The sequence below is a fragment of the Stenotrophomonas sp. SMYL8 genome (genome assembly GCF_036320065.1).
Classification (GTDB): Bacteria; Pseudomonadota; Gammaproteobacteria; order Xanthomonadales; family Xanthomonadaceae; genus Stenotrophomonas; species Stenotrophomonas maltophilia_A.
Genome location: NZ_JAWIRR010000020.1, coordinates 66884 through 87840, shown reverse-complemented (window position 1 = coordinate 87840; position 20957 = coordinate 66884). Strand labels below are relative to the sequence as shown.

18 protein-coding genes are annotated in these 20957 nt (G+C 67.7%); 9 read left to right on the top strand and 9 right to left on the bottom strand.

All coding sequences use genetic code 11. The features are described 5' to 3' along the window. Nucleotides 1-218 precede the first annotated feature (218 nt). Nucleotides 219-563 (bottom strand): hypothetical protein, encoded by a 345-nt coding sequence (locus V3B25_RS15550; RefSeq protein WP_032129273.1) that lies wholly within the window; start codon nt 561-563, stop codon nt 219-221. A 146-nt stretch (nt 564-709) separates the two neighbouring features. On the opposite strand from V3B25_RS15550, the gene V3B25_RS15545 reads away from it, so the two are divergent. The 3 genes from V3B25_RS15545 to ligD all read left to right on the top strand — a co-directional run bounded on the left by V3B25_RS15545 (nt 710) and on the right by ligD (nt 4668). Beyond that, nucleotides 710-1108, top strand: a complete 399-nt coding sequence (locus V3B25_RS15545; RefSeq protein WP_032129272.1) for a hypothetical protein — start codon at nt 710-712, stop codon at nt 1106-1108. A gap of 164 nt (nt 1109-1272) precedes the next feature. Next, nucleotides 1273-2178, top strand: a complete 906-nt coding sequence (locus V3B25_RS15540; RefSeq protein ID WP_049422360.1) for a Ku protein — start codon at nt 1273-1275, stop codon at nt 2176-2178. A 3-nt stretch (nt 2179-2181) separates the two neighbouring features. Beyond that, nucleotides 2182-4668 (top strand): DNA ligase D, encoded by a 2487-nt coding sequence (gene ligD / locus V3B25_RS15535; protein WP_329810952.1) that lies wholly within the window; start codon nt 2182-2184, stop codon nt 4666-4668. A gap of 141 nt (nt 4669-4809) precedes the next feature. Here the strand turns inward: ligD and V3B25_RS15530 are convergent, their stop codons facing one another. From V3B25_RS15530 to V3B25_RS15515, 4 genes are all read right to left on the bottom strand, one after another. Beyond that, a complete protein-coding gene (locus tag V3B25_RS15530; protein ID WP_107432547.1) occupies nt 4810-5202 on the bottom strand; it encodes a hypothetical protein in 393 nt (130 codons plus the stop codon). Nucleotides 5203-5368: 166 nt separating this feature from the next. Then, complete coding sequence (adhP, locus tag V3B25_RS15525) at nt 5369-6397, bottom strand: alcohol dehydrogenase AdhP (protein ID WP_182266977.1); 1029 nt, start codon at nt 6395-6397, stop codon at nt 5369-5371. A 96-nt stretch (nt 6398-6493) separates the two neighbouring features. Continuing rightward, nucleotides 6494-7132 (bottom strand): bifunctional 4-hydroxy-2-oxoglutarate aldolase/2-dehydro-3-deoxy-phosphogluconate aldolase, encoded by a 639-nt coding sequence (gene eda / locus V3B25_RS15520; protein WP_049422364.1) that lies wholly within the window; start codon nt 7130-7132, stop codon nt 6494-6496. 116 nt (nt 7133-7248) lie between these two features. After that, a complete protein-coding gene (locus tag V3B25_RS15515) occupies nt 7249-7839 on the bottom strand; it encodes a cysteine dioxygenase family protein (RefSeq protein WP_049399007.1) in 591 nt (196 codons plus the stop codon). A 239-nt stretch (nt 7840-8078) separates the two neighbouring features. Between V3B25_RS15515 and V3B25_RS15510 the strand changes: the two genes are divergently transcribed. After that, nucleotides 8079-9134, top strand: coding sequence for a LacI family DNA-binding transcriptional regulator (locus tag V3B25_RS15510; protein ID WP_032129266.1), 1056 nt, complete (start codon nt 8079-8081; stop codon nt 9132-9134). 105 nt (nt 9135-9239) lie between these two features. On the opposite strand, the gene phhA is transcribed toward V3B25_RS15510, so the two are convergent. Beyond that, nucleotides 9240-10133, bottom strand: a complete 894-nt coding sequence (phhA, locus tag V3B25_RS15505) for a phenylalanine 4-monooxygenase (protein ID WP_110710638.1) — start codon at nt 10131-10133, stop codon at nt 9240-9242. Between the two features lie 125 nt (nt 10134-10258). Here phhA and V3B25_RS15500 point away from each other — a divergent pair, with 125 nt between their 5' ends. Both V3B25_RS15500 and V3B25_RS15495 read left to right on the top strand, forming a co-directional pair. Next, on the top strand, nt 10259-10741 hold the full coding sequence (locus V3B25_RS15500) for an Lrp/AsnC family transcriptional regulator (RefSeq protein WP_004153377.1): 483 nt from the start codon (nt 10259-10261) through the stop codon (nt 10739-10741). Nucleotides 10742-10828: 87 nt separating this feature from the next. Next, complete coding sequence (locus tag V3B25_RS15495; RefSeq protein ID WP_329810951.1) at nt 10829-12829, top strand: hypothetical protein; 2001 nt, start codon at nt 10829-10831, stop codon at nt 12827-12829. 39 nt (nt 12830-12868) lie between these two features. Here V3B25_RS15495 and V3B25_RS15490 read toward each other — a convergent pair whose 3' ends face one another. Both V3B25_RS15490 and V3B25_RS15485 read right to left on the bottom strand, forming a co-directional pair. After that, the gene (locus V3B25_RS15490; RefSeq protein ID WP_329810950.1) at nt 12869-13861 is read right to left on the bottom strand and encodes a patatin-like phospholipase family protein; all 993 of its coding nucleotides are present in this window, start codon (nt 13859-13861) and stop codon (nt 12869-12871) included. A 283-nt stretch (nt 13862-14144) separates the two neighbouring features. Then, complete coding sequence (locus tag V3B25_RS15485; protein WP_329810949.1) at nt 14145-15161, bottom strand: TIGR00266 family protein; 1017 nt, start codon at nt 15159-15161, stop codon at nt 14145-14147. A gap of 159 nt (nt 15162-15320) precedes the next feature. Between V3B25_RS15485 and V3B25_RS15480 the strand changes: the two genes are divergently transcribed. Beyond that, a complete protein-coding gene (locus V3B25_RS15480) occupies nt 15321-17591 on the top strand; it encodes a TonB-dependent receptor (RefSeq protein ID WP_329810948.1) in 2271 nt (756 codons plus the stop codon). Between the two features lie 112 nt (nt 17592-17703). On the opposite strand, the gene V3B25_RS15475 is transcribed toward V3B25_RS15480, so the two are convergent. Further along, entirely contained in the window at nt 17704-18543 is an 840-nt protein-coding gene (locus V3B25_RS15475) for a phosphatase PAP2 family protein (protein ID WP_049399001.1), read from the bottom strand. A 262-nt stretch (nt 18544-18805) separates the two neighbouring features. Between V3B25_RS15475 and V3B25_RS15470 the strand changes: the two genes are divergently transcribed. Together V3B25_RS15470 and V3B25_RS15465 are read left to right on the top strand one after the other, a co-directional pair. Beyond that, nucleotides 18806-19684, top strand: coding sequence for a hypothetical protein (locus tag V3B25_RS15470; RefSeq protein WP_049399000.1), 879 nt, complete (start codon nt 18806-18808; stop codon nt 19682-19684). An 11-nt stretch (nt 19685-19695) separates the two neighbouring features. Then, nucleotides 19696-20898 carry a DUF4785 domain-containing protein gene (locus tag V3B25_RS15465; protein ID WP_329810947.1) on the top strand — a complete coding sequence of 401 codons (1203 nt, stop codon included), beginning with the start codon at nt 19696-19698 and terminating at the stop codon, nt 20896-20898. Nucleotides 20899-20957 lie beyond the last annotated feature (59 nt).

Genomic DNA, 20957 nt, shown 5'->3' with positions numbered 1-20957 from the left:
GGCCGCTGGCCGGCATCGCGCCGTGCAGGACGTCAGGGGGTTGCCGGCCAGCGGCCGGCACTACTGGTCAGTCGGGGGGCCCTGGCCAGAATCGCGCTGTGCAGGACGTCAGGAGGTTGCCGGCCAGCGGCCGGCACTACCGGTCAGTCGGGGGCTCTGGCCGGCATTGCGCCGTGCAGGACGTCAGGAGGTTGCCGGCCAGCGGCCGGCACTACCGGTCAGTCGGGGGCCTTGGCCGGCACGAACGGCGAGGTCGGGTCGCTGGCCGGGAAGGTCTCCTCCAGCGCCTCATCCTGGTTGTCGCTGGCGCGCTGCTTGCGCTCACGCCGCTTGAGCGGGCTTTCCTGGCCGCCACGATGGCGGTCGCCGCCGTCCTTGCGGTCCAGCGCGGCCTGTTCAGACTCGTGCTTCACCGGCAGATGCTCTCCGGCATGCTCGGCATCGAAGAACGGTGCACCGGTGCCGCGGTAGTCGGCATTGTCGGCATCGCGCTTGCCGCGCTGCTCGCCGGGAATGGGCGGGTGGTTTTCGCGCAGCGGGTCTCGTGAGGTCTCTCGGCTCATGGTCTGGTACCTGCACTCGGGGGCTCCCACTACACCGCGCTGCAGGTAAAGCCGCTGCGAACCTGGCGTCATGAACATCTCGCTCACCCCCCGGTAACGGGATCGCGCGTATTCCTGCCCACCCGCCCCCGCTGCAGGAGCCGGCCATGCCCCGTCTTGAACGACCCGCACCGTCCGTCTTCAACGCCCTGCTCGATCCGCTCGGCCAACGCACCGCGCAGCGCCGCACGCGTCGCCACGAGGACCCGCAGGCCGTGGCGCAGGACTACCTGCAGTACATGCTGAGCGATTACGAAGAGCGCCGTGGCCACAGCCACCGCAACTGGCGCGATCTGTGCCCGGTGTATGCCTTCGCGCTGACTACCCACGCTGCCGACTGGCCGCGTGGTGATGCCGCCGATACCTGCGAGGAACTGGCCGAGCACTGGGAGCAGATGCGCGGGCAGTCGCGGTTGAGCTGGTCGCAGGCGAGGCCGGTGGTGGAGGACGCCTGGCGCGCACTGGACCATATTCCGGCGGCGGCGGTGAGGCCGTTACTGCAGTAGTGCCGGCCGCGGGCCGCCAACCCCAGGAAACTTCAGGCCGCGAGCCTCAGCCGGCCAGCGGCCGGCACTACCGCTTTCCGTAGAACCCACGTGCACGGCACGGACACGGCTGGTTTACGCCCTCCGGCCCACGCTGGGCACCCTGCCCCGCCAAAGGTGCGCCCATGGCCCGCCCGATCTGGACCGGCACGTTGTCGTTTGGCCTGCTCAACGTGCCGGTGTCACTGATGTCCGGCGAACGCAAGGTCGATCTGCAGTTCCGCATGCTCGACTCCCGCGATCGCAAGCCGATCCGTTTCGAACGGGTCAACGCCGACACTGGTGAGGAAGTGCCCTGGAAGGACATCGTCAAAGCCTATGAGTACGACAAGGGCAGTTATGTCGTGCTGGAGGAAGGTGATATCCGTTCGGCGGCGCCGGAAAGCCACGAAGCGGTGGAGGTGGAATCGTTCGTGGATGCGGCGCAGATCGACCCACGCTACTACGAGAAACCGTATCTGCTGGTGCCCGGCAAGAAGGCCGAAAAGGGCTATGTGCTGTTGCGCGAAACGCTGCGCAGTACCGGCAAGGTGGGCATCGCGCGGGTGGTGGTGCGCACGCGCGAATACCTGTGCGCGGTGATGCCGCATGAGGACGCGCTGGTGTTGATGATCCTGCGCTATCCGCAGGAGCTGGTGGATCCCGAGGACTACAAGCTGCCCACCGGAAAACTGTCCGACTATCGCATCACCAGCAAGGAAACGGCGATGGCCGAACAGCTGATCGAATCAATGGCCGGTGACTGGGATCCTTCGGATTATCACGATGAGTTCCGCGAGCGTCTGCAGCTGGTATTGAACAAGCGCATCAAATCCAAGGGCGGCACTACCCGGGTGGAAGACGAGCCCGCACCGCGTGAAGATGCCACCACCAATGTGGTGGATTTCATGGCGTTGCTTCAGAAGAGCCTGGACGCCAACAAGCGCACGCCGGCGAAGAAGACGGCAATGCGCAAGGCACCGGCGAAGAAGGCTGCGAAGAAGGCCGCCAAAAAGGCCGTAAAGAAGACCACGCGGCGCAAGGCAGGTTGAACCATGTCGCTGCACCAGTACCGGCGCAAGCGCAGACTGGGTGGTGGCGCCGGGCAGACGCCGGAGCCTGACGACACGCCCGCACGCGGGAATCCGAAGCGGCGGCCGACCTTCGTCATCCAGCTGCATCACGCAAGCTCGCGTCACTATGACTTCCGCCTGGAAATGGACGGCGTACTGAAGAGCTGGGCCGTGCCCAAGGGGCCTTCGCTGCGCGTCGGTGAGAAGCGGCTGGCCGTGGAAGTGGAAGACCATCCGCTGTCCTACGCCGGTTTCGAAGGCGACATTCCTGAAGGCCACTATGGTGCTGGCCACGTGGATGTGTTCGATCACGGCACCTGGGCCTGTGAAGGCGATCCACTGCAGGCGCTGGCCGCTGGAAAGATCGACTTCGTGCTGCATGGGCAACGCCTGGCGGGCGGCTGGAAGCTGGTGCGCACGGCAATGAAGGGGCGTCAGGTGCAGTGGCTGCTGATCAAGCGCGACGACGGCGAAGCGCGCGACGCGGAGGCGGATGACCTGCTGACGGCACCCACGCCGAAACGAGCATCTGCGGCGAAGAAGCGTTCCACAGCGAAGGCGGCGCATGCTGCACCCGTCGCACGCACGACCACGCGCAAGGCCGATGCGCGTTGGCGTGCACGCGCGCTGCAACTGCACGGCGCACGTGATACGCCCTATCCCCTTGGGTTCAAACCGCAGTTGACCGATCATCGCGACAGTGCCCCCGACGGCGAGCGCTGGCTGCACGAGATCAAGTGGGACGGCTATCGTCTGCTGGCCGATCTGCACAATGGCGAGGTGAAACTCCGCTCGCGCAACGGCCTGGACTGGACGGCCGATTTTCCCGAGGTCGCGCAGGCCGTGCTGGCGCTGCCGGTGCGCGATGCGCGCCTGGATGGCGAGCTGGTGGTTCTGGACAAGGAAGGACGCAGCAATTTCGCAGCACTGCAGCGCGTGATCGATGGAAGCTCGAAGCAACCGTTGCGTTACATCGTGTTCGATCTTCCGGGTGTGGCCGGCGTGGACATCAGTCGTGCGCCGTTGCTGGAACGCAAGGCGCTGCTGAAGGATCTCATCGGGCCGGCGCCTGGAACACTGGCCTTCAGCGAACACGTGGTCGACCATGGGCCGCAGGTGTTCGATGCCAGCGGCGAGGCCGGCTTCGAAGGCATCGTCAGCAAGCAGGTGGATGCGCCGTACGTAAACACCCGCGCGCGCAGCTGGGTGAAGGTGAAGCACGAAGACACCGACGAGTTCGTGATCGTCGGCTATACGGCACCCAAGGGTTCCCGGGTGGGGTTCGGCTCGCTGCTTCTGGCCACGCCGGACAAGGCCGGGCTGCGCTATGTGGGCCGCGTGGGTACCGGCTTCGACGACGAGCGCCTGCGCGCGCTGCTCAAGGCACTGCAGCCTTTGGCAGTGAAGACGCCGGTGCTGCAGCTGCCGGCGCATGTGCCGTTCCGCGCCGCCAGCGTACGCTGGGTGAAACCGGTGACGGTGGCGGAGGTGGCGTTCCGTGGCTGGGGCAAGGAAGGCCTGCTGCGCCAGGCCAGTTTCAAGCGGTTGCGCAGCGACAAGCAGAAGGAGGACCTGGGAATGAGCAGCGCAGATGCCGAAGCCGGAGGTGAGGTCCAGATCACCCATCCTGAGCGGGCGGTGTTTCCAAAGCAGAAACTGAGCAAGGGCGACGTGGCCGACTACTACCAGCGCATGGCGCGCTGGATCCTGCCCGAAATCGCCGGACGTCCGCTGTCATTGCTGCGCTGTCCGGATGGCGTCGGCAAGGCCTGCTTCTTCCAGAAGCATCATGGCCCCGGCCTGGGCGATGCGGTACATGCGGTGCCCCTCCTGCAGAAGAGCGGCCGCGAGGATTACGTCTACATCGACGATGCACGGGGCCTGCTGCAACTGGTGCAGATGAACACGCTGGAGCTGCATCCCTGGGGTGCGACCGTGGCCGACCCGGAGCATCCGGATCGACTGGTGTTCGATCTCGACCCTGGTGACGGCGTCAGCTGGGTACAGGTGAAAGCCGGTGCGCGCGACGTGCGTGACCGCCTGCAGCAGGTGGGTCTGGAGAGCTTCGTACGCCTGTCTGGCGGCAAGGGCGTGCACGTGGTGGTGCCACTGCAGCCCAAGGCTGGCTGGGACGAAGCCAAGGCATTCTGCGAGGCGTTCGCACAGGCGATGGCGGAGCAGGCGCCGGACCGCTACGTGGCGACGATGAGCAAGGCGAAGCGCAATGGCGTCATCTTCATCGACTGGCTGCGCAACACCCGAGGCGCCACCAGCGTGTGCTCGTGGTCGCTGCGTGCACGCGATTCTGGCGGCGTGGCGGTGCCGCTGCGCTGGGAAGAACTGGCGCGGGTGAGCGCGGCCGACGCGTTTCCGATGGCCAAGGCGCTGGCGCGTGCCAAGCGGCTGAAGGGTGACCCATGGCGGGGCATCGCGCGATTGAAGCAGACGCTGCCGTCGCTGAAGCGGTAGTGCCGGCCGCTGGCCGGCACCTGTAGCATGGCCGGGGTTGCCGGCCAGCGGCCCGGCCCCTCCGGGGTCGGGCCCCCCGGGGCCCGCCCCGTTTCCCCGGGGGGGGGGGGCCGCCCCGCGGCCGGCACTACCTGGATGCGCTCAGCGCGGATCGCGCGACGCGCGGCGGCCGAACCACCAGCCGGCCAGCAGCTGCAACGGCAGCGATGCCAGCAGCGAAATGACGAACCAGAGTGGGAAATCCGCGCCGGCGCTCCACATCGCGTAACCGCATCCGAGTGCGATCAGCGACCAGATCGAGAACCCATGCGAACGCGGCCAGCACGGCGCGTAGTAGGTGGCGAAGGAAATGCCGGCGACGCCGCCGAGCACGCTGAAGGCCAGGTCCCACCCCAGCTGCACGCTGTTGTTGTCCGGCGACATGCCCACCAGCGGGGGCAGCCAGCTGGCGACGCTGCTGACCAGCGCAAGCGACAGCACGCCGCCGATCAGGGCGACGAGGGACAGGAACAGGGTCTTGAGCAGGCCGGGCATGCGCGCATTGTACGGCTGCCACAGAGTGCCCGGGTTGCCGGCCAGCGGCCGGCACTACCGAACCGACTGGGGGTTGCCGGCCAACGGCCGACACCACCGGGGGATAGGCATGGCCGCCGCGTCCGTGGGAGAGGGGGACGGAACGACGGCGGCCATGCACAGGCGGTCAGGCGGCGAAGTCGAGCACCACGCGGCCTTCAATGGTGCCCGCGTGCATGCGCGCGAACACGTCGTTGATGTTTTCCAGGCGGTCGGTGCTGACCGTGGCCGCGACCTTGCCTTCGGCGGCGAACTGCAGCGACTCCTGCAGGTCCAGCCGGGTGCCGACGATCGAGCCGCGTACGGTGATGCCGTTGAGCACCATGCCGAAGATGTCCAGCGGGAAGTTGCCCGGCGGCAGGCCGTTGAGCGAGACGGTGCCGCCACGGCGGACCATGCCCAGCGCCTGCTCGAAGGCCTTCGGCGAAACCGCGGTGACCAGGGCGCCGTGCGCGCCGCCGATTTCCTTCTTCAGGAAGGCGGCGGGGTCGGTGGTGCGCGCGTTGACGGTGATCTGCGCGCCGAGCTGCCGGGCCAATGCCAGCTTGTTGTCGTCCACATCCACCGCAGCCACGTTCAGGCCCATCGCGCGGGCGTACTGCACCGCCATGTGGCCCAGACCGCCGATGCCGGAGATGGCGACCCAGTCCCCGGGCTTGGTGTCGGTCACCTTCAGGCCCTTGTAGACGGTCACGCCGGCGCACAGCACCGGCGCGATCTCGACGAAGCCCACGTCCTTCGGAAGCAGGCCGACATAGTTGGCATCGGCCAGTGCGTACTCGGCGAAGCCGCCGTTGACCGAGTAGCCGGTGTTGCGCTGTGTCTCGCACAGCGTTTCCCAGCCCCCCAGGCAGTGTTCGCAATGGCCACAGGCCGAGTACAACCAGGGGATGCCGACCCTGTCGCCTTCCTTGACGTGCCCTACCCCGCCTCCCACGGCCACGATGTGCCCCACGCCCTCGTGACCGGGGATGAACGGCGGGTTCGGTTTCACCGGCCAGTCGCCCTCGGCGGCGTGCAGGTCGGTGTGGCAGACGCCACAGGCCTCGATCTTGACCAGTACTTCGCCCGCCCCCGGGCGCGGTACCTGGACTTCCTCGATCACCAGTGGCTTGCCGAACTCACGCACCACGGCGGCCTTCATGGTCGAATTCATGTTCGGATCTCCGTAGTGCGCTTGCCCACAGAATGACGCCGGCTCGAGGCCGGCGCTTTGATCACGATCAAACCTTTGACGATTCGTGCAGCAGGTTCAGCTGGCCAGCACTGACGCCTCGCGGGCCAGGCGCTCGATCGCATCCCAGTCGCGGGTCTGCAGCAGCGCCGGGGTGGTCAGCCACGAGCCGCCCACGCACAGCACGTTGGGCAGGTGCAGGAACTGCGGCGCAGTCTGCGCGCTGATGCCGCCGGTCGGGCAGAAGCGCACATCGGCGAACGGGCCGTGCCAGGCCGCCAGCAGCGCAGCGCCACCGGCCTGCACTGCCGGGAAGAACTTGAAGGTGTCGTGGCCGTGCTCCAGGCCCAGGATCAGGTCCGATGCGGTGGCGGCACCGGGCAGGTACGGCAGGTCGGCGTCGCGTGCGGCGGCATACAGTGCCGGTGTCGCACCCGGGGACACCGCGAAACGCGCACCGGCCTGCTTCGCTGCCTGCATCTGCGCGGTGTTGAGCACGGTGCCGGCACCGATTACCGCATCGGGCACGGCCTCGACCATCGCCTTGATCGCATCCAGCGCCTGCGGCGTGCGCAGCGTCACTTCGATCACCGGCAGGCCGCCGCGGAACAGCGCCTGGGCCACTTCGACCGCTTCATTCACATCTTCGGGGGTGTACACCGGAATCACCGGTGCCAGCTTCAACAGCGCGCGCAGGCGCGGATCAGCGCTGGACATCGTCTTGCTCCTTGCCCGACCGGGCATCGCGGATCGCCGCCGGGTCCGGCAGCGCAGCGGCGCATGATGCCACGTGGCTCACGACGGTGCTGGTGGTGCCCCGCCCTGCCCCCGGCTCAGGCCGGGTCGGCCTGCAATGCCTGGATGCGGCGCTGGTACCAGTCACCACCGAGCGGATCGAACACCGCAGAGCGCTCCATCTGCGCCTCGTACACGTGTACCGAGATCGCCAGCGCTTCGTTGCTGGCGTTGCGCAGGGTGTGGTACTCGTGCGGCGGAATCAGGCTGCCGGCACTGCCGCAGCCCCCGCGCAGCACGGCGTGGCGGCGGAAGCGGCAGCGCTCACCGTTGCGCTCCAGCAGTTCATAGCGGGTGATCTCCAGCTCGCCTGACCACACTCCCTCCACACACCACATGGCATCGTGGTCGTGCAGCGGCGTGCCCTGCCCTGGGCCCCAGCTCATGGCAATCACGCTGTAGCCGTGTTCGCGGCTGTGGTACAGCGGGCGTCGCGCGTAATGATCACTGACCGGACGGTGTACGCACTCGGGCAATTCGATGCGGCTGTCCGCGATGGCTTCCTGCAGCGCCAGCTGCAGGTCGGCGGTGATGCGCTCGGCATCACCGGAGGTCATCGCCGCGTCGACCGCAGCGATCAACCTGTCGCGGCCACGGAACACCGGAAACGGAGAAGTCTGCAGGTCCATGCCCCGACTGTAGCGGAGCCTGGTTAAGGGAATGTTGGCGTTCGCGCGCGTCGCGCCCGCATTCAAGGTGAACACGCGCGGAAGAACGGTTCAGATGGACATCAAGTAGAGCGATCACAATGGAACCTCGCGCAGCAGAAGCGGTCGAACACGACGCGATCCATCTTCGCTGCGACATTCCGCAACTTCGCGCCCCACGGGCGCAAGGCTAGAATTCTCCGACTTACCTGGTTCTATACATGTCAGTGCGAATTATTAGCGATGCCGCGTTGCCGGCATCGAAGGGCAAGGCTGCCACGATCAACGACATCGCACGACTGTCGGGAGTTTCCAAGAAAACGGTTTCAAGAATCATCAACAACTCGCCGCTGGTGCGCAAAGACACCCGCGACAAGGTCGAGGCGTTGATGCGCGAGGTCGGTTACGTGCCCGACCCCCTGGCGCGCGGCCTCGCGTTCCGCCGCTCCTTCCTGATCGGCCTGGTGTATGACGACCCGGGCGCCCAATGCATCGTCGACCTGCAGCACGGCGCGTTGGAAGCGCTGCGCGGCACCGGCTATGAACTGGTGGTGCATCCCTGCGACAGCCTGGCTCCGGACTGTGCGTACGGCGTGCGGCGCTTCGTGCAGCAGCAGAAGCTGCATGGCGTGATCCTGGGCCCGCGTGCCTCCGAGTCAGCTGCGTTGACGGAGATGCTCGACGGCATTGAATGCCGCTACGTCCGCATCAACGCGCATGTGTCGGATGACGAGGCACAGGCCGTGGTCACCCATGATCGCGACGGTGCAGCCGCGGCAGCGGGCTACCTGCTCTCGCTCGGCCACCGCGACATCGCGGTGATTGCCGGTCCGGGCGACCGCCGTACCGCACGCGAGCGCACCCATGGCTTCCTCGACCGGCTGGCGCAGGTGGGCCTGACCCTGCCGGGTGAACGCGTGCTGGAAGCGGGCGATACGTTCGAGTCGGGCGTGCATGCCGCCGAACGGCTGCTGATGGGCGGACAACGGCCCAGTGCGATCTTTGCCGGCAACGACGAAATGGCTGCCGGCGTGTATCAGGTGGCGTTGCGTGCGGGCATCGCGGTGCCGCAGCAGTTGTCGATCGTCAGCTACGACGACAGCCCACTGGCGTCGCGGCTGTGGCCGCCGCTGACCTCGGTGCGCCGCCATGTGTCCGACATCGGGCGCATGGCGGCGGCGATGCTGGTGCAGGCCGACGTGCCGGATGCGCCGACCGCAACCAGCGTGCATCCGCAGCTGATGGTGCGCGGTTCCTGCCGGGCCGTGGACGCCTGATCGCCCTGCCATCGCCTGCACTGCCGTGACGGTGCAGGCAGGCAGCAACGAAAACGGCGCATCCAGGTGCGCCGTTTTCAGTACGGAGCGGTGTGTGCCGTTCGCCTACACGTCGCCGCCGTCGGCCCAGCCTTCGCCGGTGCCCTTCTGGAACACGCGGTCATCGCCCTGCACATCGCCCGCCGGCAGATGCGCCTGATCAGACAGCGCCGCGTAGATCGGGGTGAAGTCCGGCGAGGTCGCCTGCATCAGCTGTTCGAAGCTGTCGATGACGAAGTAGGTCTTCTGGAAGGTGTCGATGCGGTACTTCGTGCGCATGATCCGCTGCAGGTCGAAGCCGATGCGGTTGGGCGCGGCCGATTCCAGCGAGTACAGCGATTCGCCTTTCGACGACACGATGCCGGCGCCGTAGATGCGCAGGCCGTCGGGCGTATCGATCAGGCCGAACTCCACCGTGTACCAGTACAGGCGGGTCAGGTTCTGCAGTGCATCCGGGCCGATCGCGTGGGCTTTGACGCCGCCACGGCCGTACGCCTCCATGTAGTCGGCGAACACCGGGTTCATCAGCAGCGGCACATGGCCGAACAGATCGTGGAACAGGTCCGGTTCGGCGATGTAATCGATCTGGTCCGGGCGACGGATCCACCAGGTCACCGGGAAACGACGGTTGGCCAGGTGGTCGAAGAAGTCCAGTTCCGGCAGCAGGCCTTCCACGCCGACCAGGGTCCAGCCGGTGGCGGCGCCGAGCACTTCGTTGAGCTGGTCGAAGCGCGGAATCATGTGCGCGTTCATGCCCATCTCGTCCTGTGCATCCAGGAATTCCTGGCAGGCGCGGCCGACCAGCAGCTCGCGCTGGCGCTGGTACAGCGTGCTCCAGGTGGCGTGGTCGTCGGCGCTGTAGGTGTCCCACGGCTGCTCGACGAGCGCGGTGGTATACACCGGCACGTAGCCCTTGTCGGTCTGCTGGTGTTCGACGCGGCGGGGCTGGGCGAGGTCCATGGGGCACTCCTTGACGGGATACCCACGATGCTAGGGCAGGGCGCGCGCAACAGGGTTGCAAAAGTTGCGCCGATTGGCCTTGTTGGCGCAATATCATTGCGTACTCACGATGTTGCGGGGCAACAATGGCCGGAGAAGTCCAGTTCGATCGCACGGATATACGTCTGCTGGCTGAAATCCAGCGGGATGGGCGCGCCACCAACGCAGAGCTGGCGACGCGGGTGAACCTCTCGCCCTCGGCCTGCCTGCGGCGCCTGCAGCGGCTGGAAAGCGAGGGCGTGATCGTCGGCTATGGCGCGCGGCTGGAACCGCGCCAGCTGCGCCTGGGCCTGCAGGCCTTCGTGCGCGTGCAGCTGGAAAAGCACGACCAGGCCGCCATCGGCCACTTCGTCGACAGCGTGCAGGGCTGGGATGAAGTGGTGGCCTGCCATGCACTGACCGGCGACATGGACTACCTGCTGCACGTCTACGTGCGCGACCTGGAGCACTTCTCGCACTTCCTGCTGGACCGGCTGCTCAATGCCGGCGGCGTGGCCGATGCCAATTCCAGCTTCGTGCTGCGCACGGTGAAGGGCTTCCAGGCATTGCCGCTTTCGCAGCTGGAATAAACGCGCCGCCGCGATTTGACGGCGCCGGGCGGGTAGCCGAGCATCTCCGCCCTGCGCGCGTCGCAGCGTTCCTTTCCGGTTCCACGCATGTCCGAACTCCAGCACCCGCTGCCCACCACCACGTTCCTGCCGCTGCAGCGCAAGTCGCTGGCGCGCTACGTTGCCCATGGCACACCACCGCAGACCGCAGTGGAGCAGGCCGGCCTGATGGCCGCGCAGCTGTGCCGGACGCGCCTGCATCCGGCGGCCGAGATCGAGCGCCTGCTGCATGATGCCTGCGCGTTGTTTGCCGGCAACGAAGGCGCGGCTGCACAGCTGGCCGGGCCCGGTGGCGGTGGCCAACCGGAACTGGATGCCTGGCTGACCGCATTGGCCGGCCACGGCGTGCTGCTGGCACCGGCGGAGATCCTGCAGGACGTCATCGCGCAGTCGCCACGGGAGTACCCGGGCCTGGCCCTGCAGCAGGCCTGTCAGGAAACCCTGGTCGAACATGAGATCCGCTTTCCCGCCACCTTTTCCAGTGACGATGACGAGGCCACGCAGGATGAGGTTGTCGCCGAGGATGCACGGTCGGTCGAACACCATGGCCTGTACACCTCCGAGCAGGCCCGCGTGCTGCGCGCCATCGCCGCCAACCCCGATGAGCTGATCGACCTCGATGGCTATGCCGGCACCGGCAAGGGCCACCTGGTGCTGGCGCTGATGGATGCGCGGCCGGGCCGCTACACCTACGTGGCGCCCTCGCGTGGGCAGGTGGAAGCCTTCCGCGCCCGGGTGCCGACCAGCACTGCGGTGCGCCTGCTGACCCAGATCGAGTTCGCCAACCGCGTAGCGCAGCACGCCGCGCGCAGCGGCCAGACCGGTGGCTTCGTTGCCAGCTACCGGCGCAGCACCCGTACGTCGCGCGAGATTGCCGGCCGCATCGGCCTGCAGGGCATCGGTGGGCGCAGCCCGGAGCAGGTGCTGCTGACCGCGTTCGAGGCCATCAACCGCTGGTGCGCGTCGTCGGCAACGGGCTTGGCGTTCCAGCATTTCGACCGTTCGGTGCCCGCTGCGATGCTCGATGTGTCGCCGTACATGGCGGCCGCCGAGCACGTCTGGCGCTGCATGTTCGACGCCGAGCTGCAGCGGGGCACGCTGCTGAGCCTCAGCCCGGCGCACATCGGCAAGTGGCTGGCGCTGCGCGGCGTCACCCCGCCGCAGGACATGGGCATGCTGCTGGTGGACGAGGCGCATGACCTGAGCCCGTCTTGGAAGCAGTTGCTGGCCGGCCATGCGCCTGGCGTGGTCAGCCTGGGTGACCCGCGCCAGTGCCTGACCGGTACGTTGCCGCGCTGGGCCGCGTCGAAGGTGCTGGAAATGCACCAGTCGGTGCGCCAGGGCAACCAGGTCGAAGGCCTGGTCAACCAGACCCTGGCACTGGATGGACTGGACCAGGACAGTGGGCCGTTCATCGGTGCCACCGACCGCGCCACCGGTGTGCTGCATTACCGCGACTGGGCGCAGGTGCCGAGCGAGGGCCTGCGCATCCATGGCAGCGTCGCCGATCTGGCCCTGGACGCGGCACAGCTGCACGCACTCGGACTGCGGCCCTACCTGCATCCGGCATCGCTGCGCGCGCTGCGCAGCGTGCTGCAGCGGCCGCTGGATGCGTGGCGCCGGCGCCGCGATAGTGCATCGGACCAGGAATGGGAGCGCTTCCTGGCCACGCAGGCCGACGAAGGGCAGGGCGCGCTGGTCGAACTGTTTGCGTCTGCCGATCGGGTGCAGTCACTGCTGCTGGCGCTTGATGACCAGGACACGCCCGCTGAAGGGCGGGTGGCGCTGTGCCTGGCCGAACACGCGAAGAACCTGCAGTTCGACGTGGTCTCGCTGTCACCCGGTTGCTTCAGTGCGGGGCAGGGCGGGCGCATCTGGCACAACCCGGTGCGCGCGGTCTATCTGGCGCTGACCCGTGCGCGACGCCAGCTGCACGTACCGGCCGATGGCATGGAACAGCTGCAGCATACGGCGACACTGCAGGAGCAGGCGCGCCAGAAGCGCAGGCGCGAGCGACAGCAGGCCAGCGGCTACCGGCCCACGCGTTAGCACGCGCGTCGCAGTCTGGCAGCGACACACCGGCTCAGATCAGCACTTGTCCTTGCGGCCCATCAGCTTGCCCAGACGCGAGGCTCTCTCGCACTTCGGCGCGGCCACCGGTGCCGGTGCGGCTGCGGCGGCACGTGCGCGCTGCAGCTGCTGGATCTTCGCGCGGATCTGCGGCATGGCTGCCATTGCGGCCTTCTCGCCTTCCAGGATCGCGGTGCCACGCTGGCTGAAATCGGCGGCGCCGATGTCCAGCACCTTCGGGCGGATGACGATGTCGGCGCGTGCCAGTTCCTGTTCGCCCAGGCGCTGGCCCATGATCGAGATGGACTGGTTGACGATGCCCAGCATGTCGGTCGGCGCCTTGCCGCTGGCCTTGCTGGAGATGTCCACGGCGATCACGAAGTCGGCGCCGAGCTGGCGCGCGGCATCCACCGGCACCGGGCTGACCACGCCGCCATCGATGTAGTTGCGGCCACCGATCTTCACCGGTTCGAACACACCGGGAATGCTGCTGGACGCGCGCACCGCCTGGCCGACGTTGCCGCGCACGAAAATCGAGCGCTCGCCGGTTTCGAGCTGGGTGGCGACGGCGGCGAACGGCTTCTTCAGGCGCTCGGCAGGACGGTTGGCAACCTGCTCGTTGACGTAGTCCTGCAGCTTCTGGCCCTGCACCAGGCCGCCGGAGAACAGGCGCACGTCGCGGATGCTGGCTTCGTCCAGGGCGACTGCCTTGCTCTGCATCTGGAACGCGTCCATGCCGCTGGCGTACAGCGCACCCACCACGCTGCCGGCGCTGGTGCCGGACACCACGGCCGGTTCGAAGCCGTTGGCCTCCAGCATCTTGATCACGCCGATGTGCGCGAAGCCCTTGGCTGCGCCACCACCGAGGGCGATGCCGATCTTCACCGGCTTGGCCTGCGGCACCACGGTCGGCGCCGGCGGCGGTGTGGGGCGGACCGGGTCGCCACCGCAGCCGGCCAGCAGGCCGATCAGGGCGACGGACAGCAGCATGCGGGGGCGGAACAGGCTCATCGGCAGTGCGCTCGCGGCGCCGGATTCTGGAAAGGGCGCCAGCATACCGAAGCCGTGGCGGGGCGGGCAGGGTAGGAAACATCGCCCATTCATAAAGGTAGTGCCGGCCGCTGGCCGGCAATCATTGGGAACCTGGCAACGGTTCATGAGGCTGCCGGCCAGCGGCCGGCACTACCGGGAGGCTCGCCAAGGTCCATGAGGCTGCCGGCCAGCGGCCGGCACTACCGGGATGCGCGCCAAGGTCCATGGGGCTCCGGCCAGCGGCCGGCACTACCGGGGGCGGTCAGAACCGGTTGTCGCCGTCCAGCATCCGGCCCAGGCCGCCCAGCACCGAGCCTTCGCCGCGGTTCTGGCCACCGCCCTGCGGCGCGGCCATCCACATGCGGCCGGCCAGGCGTGAGAACGGCAGCGACTGCAGCCAGACCTTGCCCGGACCGGTCAGCGTGGCCAGGAACACGCCTTCGCCACCGAACAGCATGCTCTTGATGCCGGCCACCCGGCGCACATCCATGTCTACGGTCGGGTGGTAGGCCACCACGCAGCCGGTATCCACGTCCAGCCGCTCGCCGGCGGCCAGCTCGCGCTCCACCACGCAACCGCCGGCATGGATGAACACCCAGCCGTCGCCTTCCAGCTTCTGCATGATGAAACCTTCGCCGCCGAACAGGCCGGTCATGATCTTGCGCTGGAACTGCACGCCGATCTGCACGCCGCGCGCGCCGGCCAGGAAGCTGTCCTTCTGGCAGATCAGGCGGCCGCCATGCTGGTCCAGCTTCATTGCCAGCACGGTGCCGGGGTAGGGCGCGGCGAAGGCGACCTTGCCCTTGCCGTGGCCGCTCTGGGTGTAGACGGTGGCGAACAGGCTCTCGCCGGTCAGCACGCGCTTGCCGGCGGCCATCACCTTGCCCATGAAGCCGCCGCCCTGGTCGCCGTTGGCGGCGCCGAACACCGTGTCCATCTGCACGGTGGCATCCTTGAACATCAATGCGCCGGCCTCGGCAATGGCGCTCTCACCGGGGTCGAGCTCGATCTCCACGAACTGCATTTCATGGCCGACGATGCGGAACTCGATGTCGTCGGCGCGGCCGCTGGCCGCGGCGGGGACCGGCGGCGGGGTGTTCGGCATGCCCGGGGCCGCGGACTGCAGTTCGGGCACCTCGGCAATCGAGGTCCACCCACTCATGCCCTGGCACCAGGCCAGGGCGCGCGGGTTGGCCTGCGCATAACGGCGCGCGGACTCGTCATCAAGCGGGCCGATACGCTCGGCCTGGGCGGAGGCATGGAAGTACCACTGGGTCATCGCGGCGGCTCTGCAGGGCTGGAAAACCCCGAGTCTAGCGAGGGCGCGGGGGCCGGAGCGACGCGGCCATGAACGGCAGGCATTTGCGGGGCAGGTGCTGTATTGCAACAATTATCTGGTAGCGCCGTTTTACCACCCCTCCAAACACAGCCTACCGCCATGTCTCCGACCCGCACTTCCCGTGGCCGCCTTCCGGTCGCGCGCCCCCTCGTTGCCGCTCTTTCCGCCCTGTTGCCGCTGGTAGCAGCCGCCCAGGAAACTCCCGCTGCCAAGGATCCGGTTGCCCTTGATGCCCTGCAGGTGACCGCGCAGCGCCGCGTCGAGAACGCCAAGGACGTGCCGGTCGCGATCAGCGCGATCCAGGGCGAGAAGCTCGATGTGCTGGGTTCGGCGGGCGATGACATCCGCTTCCTGGCCGCGCGCGTGCCCAGCCTCAACATCGAGTCGTCCTACGGCCGTGCCTTCCCGCGCTTCTACATCCGTGGCCTGGGCAACACCGACTTCGACCTCAATGCGTCGCAGCCGGTGTCGCTGGTGTACGACGACGTGGTGCAGGAAAGCCCGCTGCTGAAGGGCTTCCCGCTGTTCGACCTGGCCAATGTGGAAGTGCTGCGCGGCCCGCAGGGCACGCTGTTCGGCCGCAATACCCCGGCCGGCGTGGTCAAGTTCGATTCGGCGCGCCCTTCGCAGGATGCTGACGGCTACGTGCGCGTGGGCTATGGCAGCTACAACAGCTGGAACGTGCAGGGCGCCTATGGCGGCCCGCTGACCGACCGCTGGTCGGCACGCGTCTCGGCCATCTACCAGCGCCGTGACGACTGGGTCGACAACACCCGCGCCGGTGCGCCCAACAGCGGTTTCGAAGGTTATGACGAAGCCGCCGGCCGCGTGCAGTTCCTGTACGAAGGCGACGACTTCGAAGCACTGTTCAACCTGCACAAGCGCAAGCTCAACGGCACCGCCCGCCTGTTCCGTGCCAACATCATCCAGACGGGTGGCAACGGCCTGGTCGAGAACTTCGATCGCGACAAGGTGGCCAACGATGGCGTCAACTTCTCCGACCTGAAGACCTGGGGCGGCAGTGCGCGCCTGCAGTGGAACCTCGGTTCGGTGACCCTGCACTCGATCACCGGTTATGAAACCGCCGAATCGCTCAATCGTGGTGACATCGACGGTGGCTACGGCGACGCATCGCTGGGCGCTGGCAACTATGGGCCGGGCTTCATCCCGTTCTCGTCGGAGTCGGCCGACGGCCTGCCGCACCATCGCCAGTGGACGCAGGAATTCCGCGTCGAATCCAACGAATGGGGTCGCTTCGACTGGCAGGCCGGCGTCTTCTATTTCGACGAAGACGTGACCATCAACAACTTCAACTACAACTCGTTGAAGCCGGGCAACCCGCAGACCGGCCACGTGGTGCAGAACCAGCGCAACAAGGCCTGGGCGGTATTTGCCTCGGGTGACTTCGATGTCACCGACCGCTTCAAGCTGCGTGCCGGCGTGCGCTACACCCAGGACAAGAAGGACTTCAACGCCAGCGTGCTGCAGGCCGTGCCGTTCGGCACCCCGGTCAGTGGCCCGTACCTGGCCAACACCGACGTCAACGACGTCAGCTGGGATGTCAGCGGCGTGTACAAGCTGACCGACAACGTGAATACCTACGCCCGCGTGGCCAAGGGCTTCCGCGCGCCGTCGATCCAGGGCCGCCTGGCCTTCGCGCCGGGCCTGTCGCAGGCCGATTCGGAGAAGGTGATCTCGTACGAAGCCGGCATCAAGGCCGACCTGTTCGAGCGCCGCGCGCGCCTGGGCCTGAGCGTGTTCCGCTACAACGTTGACGGCCAGCAGTTGATCGCGGTGGGCGGCACCAACAACACCGCCACCCTGCTCAACGCTGACAAGACCATCGGCCAGGGCGTGGAGCTGGACCTGGAAGCCTATCTGGCCGACAACGTGCTGCTGACCTTCGGCAGCAGCTACAACGACACCGAGATCAAGGACAAGGATCTGGCGGTAGCGATCTGCGGCGGTGGCTGCACCATCAACGACCCGACCACCGTCATCAACGGTGGCACCTACGCACTGGTCAACGGCAACCCGCTGCCGCAGGCGCCGAAGTGGATCCACAACGCGACCCTGCGCGTGGGCTTCCCGCTCAGCGATGGCAGCGAGCTGTATGCCTACACCGACTGGGCCTACCGCAGCGCGGTGAACTTCTTCATCTACGAGTCGCCGGAATTCCGCGGCCGTAGTTCGCTGGAAGGCGGCCTGCGCCTGGGCTACAACTGGGATTACGGCCAGTACGACGTGGCCGTGTTCGGCCGCAACCTGACCAACCAGACCCGCGTGGTCGGCGCGATCGACTTCAACAACCTGACCGGCTTCCTCAACGAGCCGCGTACCTGGGGCGTGGAGTTCACCGCGAAGTTCTGATGCGGTGACCGCGTAGATGCAATGAAGAAGGGCCGGCGCAATGCCGGCCCTTCTGCTTTACACCCATCGGTAGTGCCGGCCGCTGGCCGGTAACAATTGAACCGCCAGGCGCTTACAGCGCGCTCTGCGGGCGCACCTTCAGCACCGCTTCCTCGGCCGCGCAGTCGCGGCTGGAGTGCAGGCCGGCCTTGCGCGCGGCAGCGATCTCCTTGCGTGCGGCCAGCAGGTCCTTGTTGAACGCGGCGTTGTCGTGCAGGCGGGCCACGGCGGCAGCGCCCATGAAGCGGCCTTCGAGGATGTCGCTCTGCCAGTGCACGTTGCACACCAGGCGGCTCTCGCCGTAGTTGCGGCCGCGCGCCTGGATGGCATCGGCGCGATCCGGTGCGATCTCCGACAGGATCAGGGCCCAGGCCCAGCCGATCGAGGTGTGGCCGGACGGGTACGAGCCGTTCTTGCGCAGGCCTTCTTCGTCCTTCGGCGAGCAGGTCGGTTCACCATTGACCATGAACGGGCGCGGGCGCTGGTAGTGGTTCTTGGCGGCCTTGGTGGCGGCGCTGGCGTCGATCCGGCTGCGCTCCAGCAGGCGGTACAGCGCCGGGGTCTTCACCGCATCGACGTCGATGTCGGCGGCGCAGGAGAAGTGGTTGGCGCCTTCGGGGAAGCCGAGTTCCGCATCGACACCGGCCTGGGCGAAGCGCGGGCTGCCACGCAGCGCGCGGGCTTCACGGCTGACCTGTTCATCGAGGGCGAGGGCGGCCGAACCGGCCACCGGCGGTGCTGGCACCAGGTCGAGGCTGGCCGGTACCGCGCTCTTGTCCAGATAGCCCACCGCCTTGGTGGTGATGTTGGCTTCGACGGCGGTCGGCTTGGCGGCGGTGGCGGCACAACCGGCCAGGGCCGCGATGACGGCAAGGCCGAGCAGCGGGCGGGCAGGGTGGGAAATCAGCGACATGGACAGGCTCCGGAGGAAAAACATCGCGCCATGATCGCAGCCCGTATACGACACCGCAGTGGCCATCGGTCATACGGCCAGACCCGGCATGGTCATCCCGGCGATATGAAAAGCGTCATCGAGTGACGTCAGTCTCCTGAATCCGGGCGCAGCGCACGGACTTTCACGCGGCCGCGCCGCGAGCATCGGCACAACGGCAAGCACCAGGGGCCGTCCAGTTCCAGCCGGGTCGGGGGGATCCGTTGACAGAGGGAGAGAAGCGATGCGCAGCACCGCAACAGGAAGTACCGTCCTGGCCCTGCTCCTCGGGCTGGCAGCCGCGCCGGCACAGGCGGCCGACGTGGTCGGCGTGGCCTTCGTGCATGGCACCGGCGCACAGACCAACGCCACCCAGGACTACTGGCAGCCGGCGATCATCGATACCGTGCGCCAGGGCCTGCCCAACAGCAGCAACTACGTGGTCATCAACTGCGACTTCACCCAGTACATGTGGAAGCCGGAAGCGGCCGGCTGCCTGGCCAATCAGCTGACCGGCTTCATCGACAGCCGTGGCATCACCCAGCTGGTGGTGATCACCCACTCCAACGGCGGCAACGTGATGCGCTGGATCCTGTCCAACCCGACCTACGACAGCCGCTATCCGAAGATCATCCGCACGGTGCGCAAGGTCAACGCGCTGGCACCGTCTTCGGCCGGCACGCCGTTGGCCGATGCGGTGCTCAACGGCAACACCTTTGAAACCTCGCTGGGCTGGCTGCTGGGCTACAAGAACGACGCCGTGCGCCAGCAGCAGGTGGCGAGCATGGCCACCTACAACGCGCAGAACCTCTATGGCACCGCTGGCCGCCCGGCGCTGCCCAAGCCGTTCCGCGCGGTGGTGGGCAGCGATGTGGAGTCGGCGGTGTGGGACAGCAACAGCTACTGCGGTGGCTATGCCGCCAACGTCGGCCTGGAGTTCACCCAGAACTGGCTGTCGTCCTGCTCCGATGGCTTCCTGGAGTGCAGCAGCCAGAAGGCCGCCGGCACCACCTGGTTCACCGACAAGGCGCGTACCCAGGGTGCAGAACCGCTCAGCCACAACCAGAGCCGCCGCGAGTGCTTCGGCCTCGGCACCCTGCTGCGCAACGACCTGACCCAGTGAGGTAGACGACCATGACGATTCAATCCACCCTGCTGGCCGGCGCCACCCTGGCAGTGCTGTCCCTTTCCGTAGCGCAGGCCGCGCAGCCGCTGCAGGCCGCCCGTGCGGGCGATCAGGTGCCTGCCGCCCTGGTAGCCGCGCCGCTTCCCGCCGATGAGAGCGAACACGCGCCGCTGTCCTTTGCCTGGGCGCTGGATCCGGCACAGCCACTGCAGGCGGCCACGCCGTATGCCTCGGTCAGCCGCAGCTACTGGCAGCAGGTTGATGGCACGCAGCTGCAGCGCGGCCTGGACCTGCCGCTGACGGCACCGGATGCGGTGATCCAGCTGAGCCCGGCCGACGGTGCCCGCGCGCTGCCGGCCAACACGCTACAGGTGCGCGACCCGGCCGGCCGCAGCAGCGTGGCGCGCAGTGTCGATGCGCGCGCGCTGCAGGACGCCGGCATGCCGGTCAGCGATGGCAGCAGCATGCTGCGTACCGGCGCGACCAGTGCCGTCGGTGCCTACACGCTGCAGAGCGCGCAGGCCCAGGGCCGCTACGTGGTACAGGTGCTGGAGCCGAACAGCCCGCTGCGGCTGGAAGTGCAGGCCAACCAGGCGCAGGTGCTGGCCGGTGGCAACGTGCAGCTGCAGGCACGCCTGCTGGAAGACGGCGCCACCACCGCGCAGCTGGCATCGCGTCGTGGCGGCCTGGGCGGTGAAGCCCTGCTGGTCGCGCCGGATGGCCGCAGCTGGCCGCAGCGCCTGCTGCGCACTACCGATGGCAGCCTGCGCGCGCAGGTGCGGATCCCGGCCGATGTCGGCAGCGTGCAGGGGCTGTGGGAATTGCAGGTGTTCGCCCAGGCCGACGGTGTGCTGCGCGATGGCAAGGTCGCCTTCGCGGTGGCACGGCCGACTGCCCGCTTCAGTGGCCAGGCGGCACCGGACCCGGCCAGCCGCCAGGTGGCGCTGCCGCTGCAGGTGGCCGCCGCCGGCCGCTATGAGGCGCGGGGCACGCTGTACGCCACGGCCCGCGATGGCCAGTTGAAGCCGGTCGCACAGGCACATGCGGCCGCGTGGTTCGATGGCCCGGGCGCAGGCCAGCTGGTGCTGCCGTTCGACCAGGCGGCGTTGCCGGCCGGATTCGGTGCGCCGTACGAGCTGCGCGACCTGCAGCTGCAGGACCAGAGCCGGATGGCACCGATCGAGTCGCGCGCACTGGCGTTGCGGTTCTGAGCAAAGCGGTGGCGGGCCGGAGAATCCGGCCCGCTGCCCCGCCTTCTGTAGAGCCGAGC

Excerpts from the sequence above, each read along its gene's own strand:
- adhP (WP_182266977.1), bottom strand. The coding sequence starts at position 6,397 with ATGAATTCGACCATGAAGGCCGCCGTGGTGCGTGAGTTCGGCAAGCCA.
- ligD (WP_329810952.1), top strand. The coding sequence starts at position 2,182 with ATGTCGCTGCACCAGTACCGGCGCAAGCGCAGACTGGGTGGTGGCGCC.
- V3B25_RS15515 (WP_049399007.1), bottom strand. The coding sequence starts at position 7,839 with ATGGACCTGCAGACTTCTCCGTTTCCGGTGTTCCGTGGCCGCGACAGG.
- V3B25_RS15485 (WP_329810949.1), bottom strand. The coding sequence starts at position 15,161 with ATGACCCAGTGGTACTTCCATGCCTCCGCCCAGGCCGAGCGTATCGGC.
- V3B25_RS15475 (WP_049399001.1), bottom strand. The coding sequence starts at position 18,543 with ATGTCGCTGATTTCCCACCCTGCCCGCCCGCTGCTCGGCCTTGCCGTC.
- V3B25_RS15530 (WP_107432547.1), bottom strand. The coding sequence starts at position 5,202 with ATGCCCGGCCTGCTCAAGACCCTGTTCCTGTCCCTCGTCGCCCTGATC.
- phhA (WP_110710638.1), bottom strand. The coding sequence starts at position 10,133 with ATGGACCTCGCCCAGCCCCGCCGCGTCGAACACCAGCAGACCGACAAG.
- eda (WP_049422364.1), bottom strand. The coding sequence starts at position 7,132 with ATGTCCAGCGCTGATCCGCGCCTGCGCGCGCTGTTGAAGCTGGCACCG.
- V3B25_RS15490 (WP_329810950.1), bottom strand. The coding sequence starts at position 13,861 with ATGAGCCTGTTCCGCCCCCGCATGCTGCTGTCCGTCGCCCTGATCGGC.
- V3B25_RS15510 (WP_032129266.1), top strand. The coding sequence starts at position 8,079 with ATGTCAGTGCGAATTATTAGCGATGCCGCGTTGCCGGCATCGAAGGGC.
- V3B25_RS15550 (WP_032129273.1), bottom strand. The coding sequence starts at position 563 with ATGAGCCGAGAGACCTCACGAGACCCGCTGCGCGAAAACCACCCGCCC.
- V3B25_RS15495 (WP_329810951.1), top strand. The coding sequence starts at position 10,829 with ATGTCCGAACTCCAGCACCCGCTGCCCACCACCACGTTCCTGCCGCTG.
- V3B25_RS15465 (WP_329810947.1), top strand. The coding sequence starts at position 19,696 with ATGACGATTCAATCCACCCTGCTGGCCGGCGCCACCCTGGCAGTGCTG.
- V3B25_RS15545 (WP_032129272.1), top strand. The coding sequence starts at position 710 with ATGCCCCGTCTTGAACGACCCGCACCGTCCGTCTTCAACGCCCTGCTC.
- V3B25_RS15470 (WP_049399000.1), top strand. The coding sequence starts at position 18,806 with ATGCGCAGCACCGCAACAGGAAGTACCGTCCTGGCCCTGCTCCTCGGG.
- V3B25_RS15540 (WP_049422360.1), top strand. The coding sequence starts at position 1,273 with ATGGCCCGCCCGATCTGGACCGGCACGTTGTCGTTTGGCCTGCTCAAC.
- V3B25_RS15500 (WP_004153377.1), top strand. The coding sequence starts at position 10,259 with ATGGCCGGAGAAGTCCAGTTCGATCGCACGGATATACGTCTGCTGGCT.
- V3B25_RS15480 (WP_329810948.1), top strand. The coding sequence starts at position 15,321 with ATGTCTCCGACCCGCACTTCCCGTGGCCGCCTTCCGGTCGCGCGCCCC.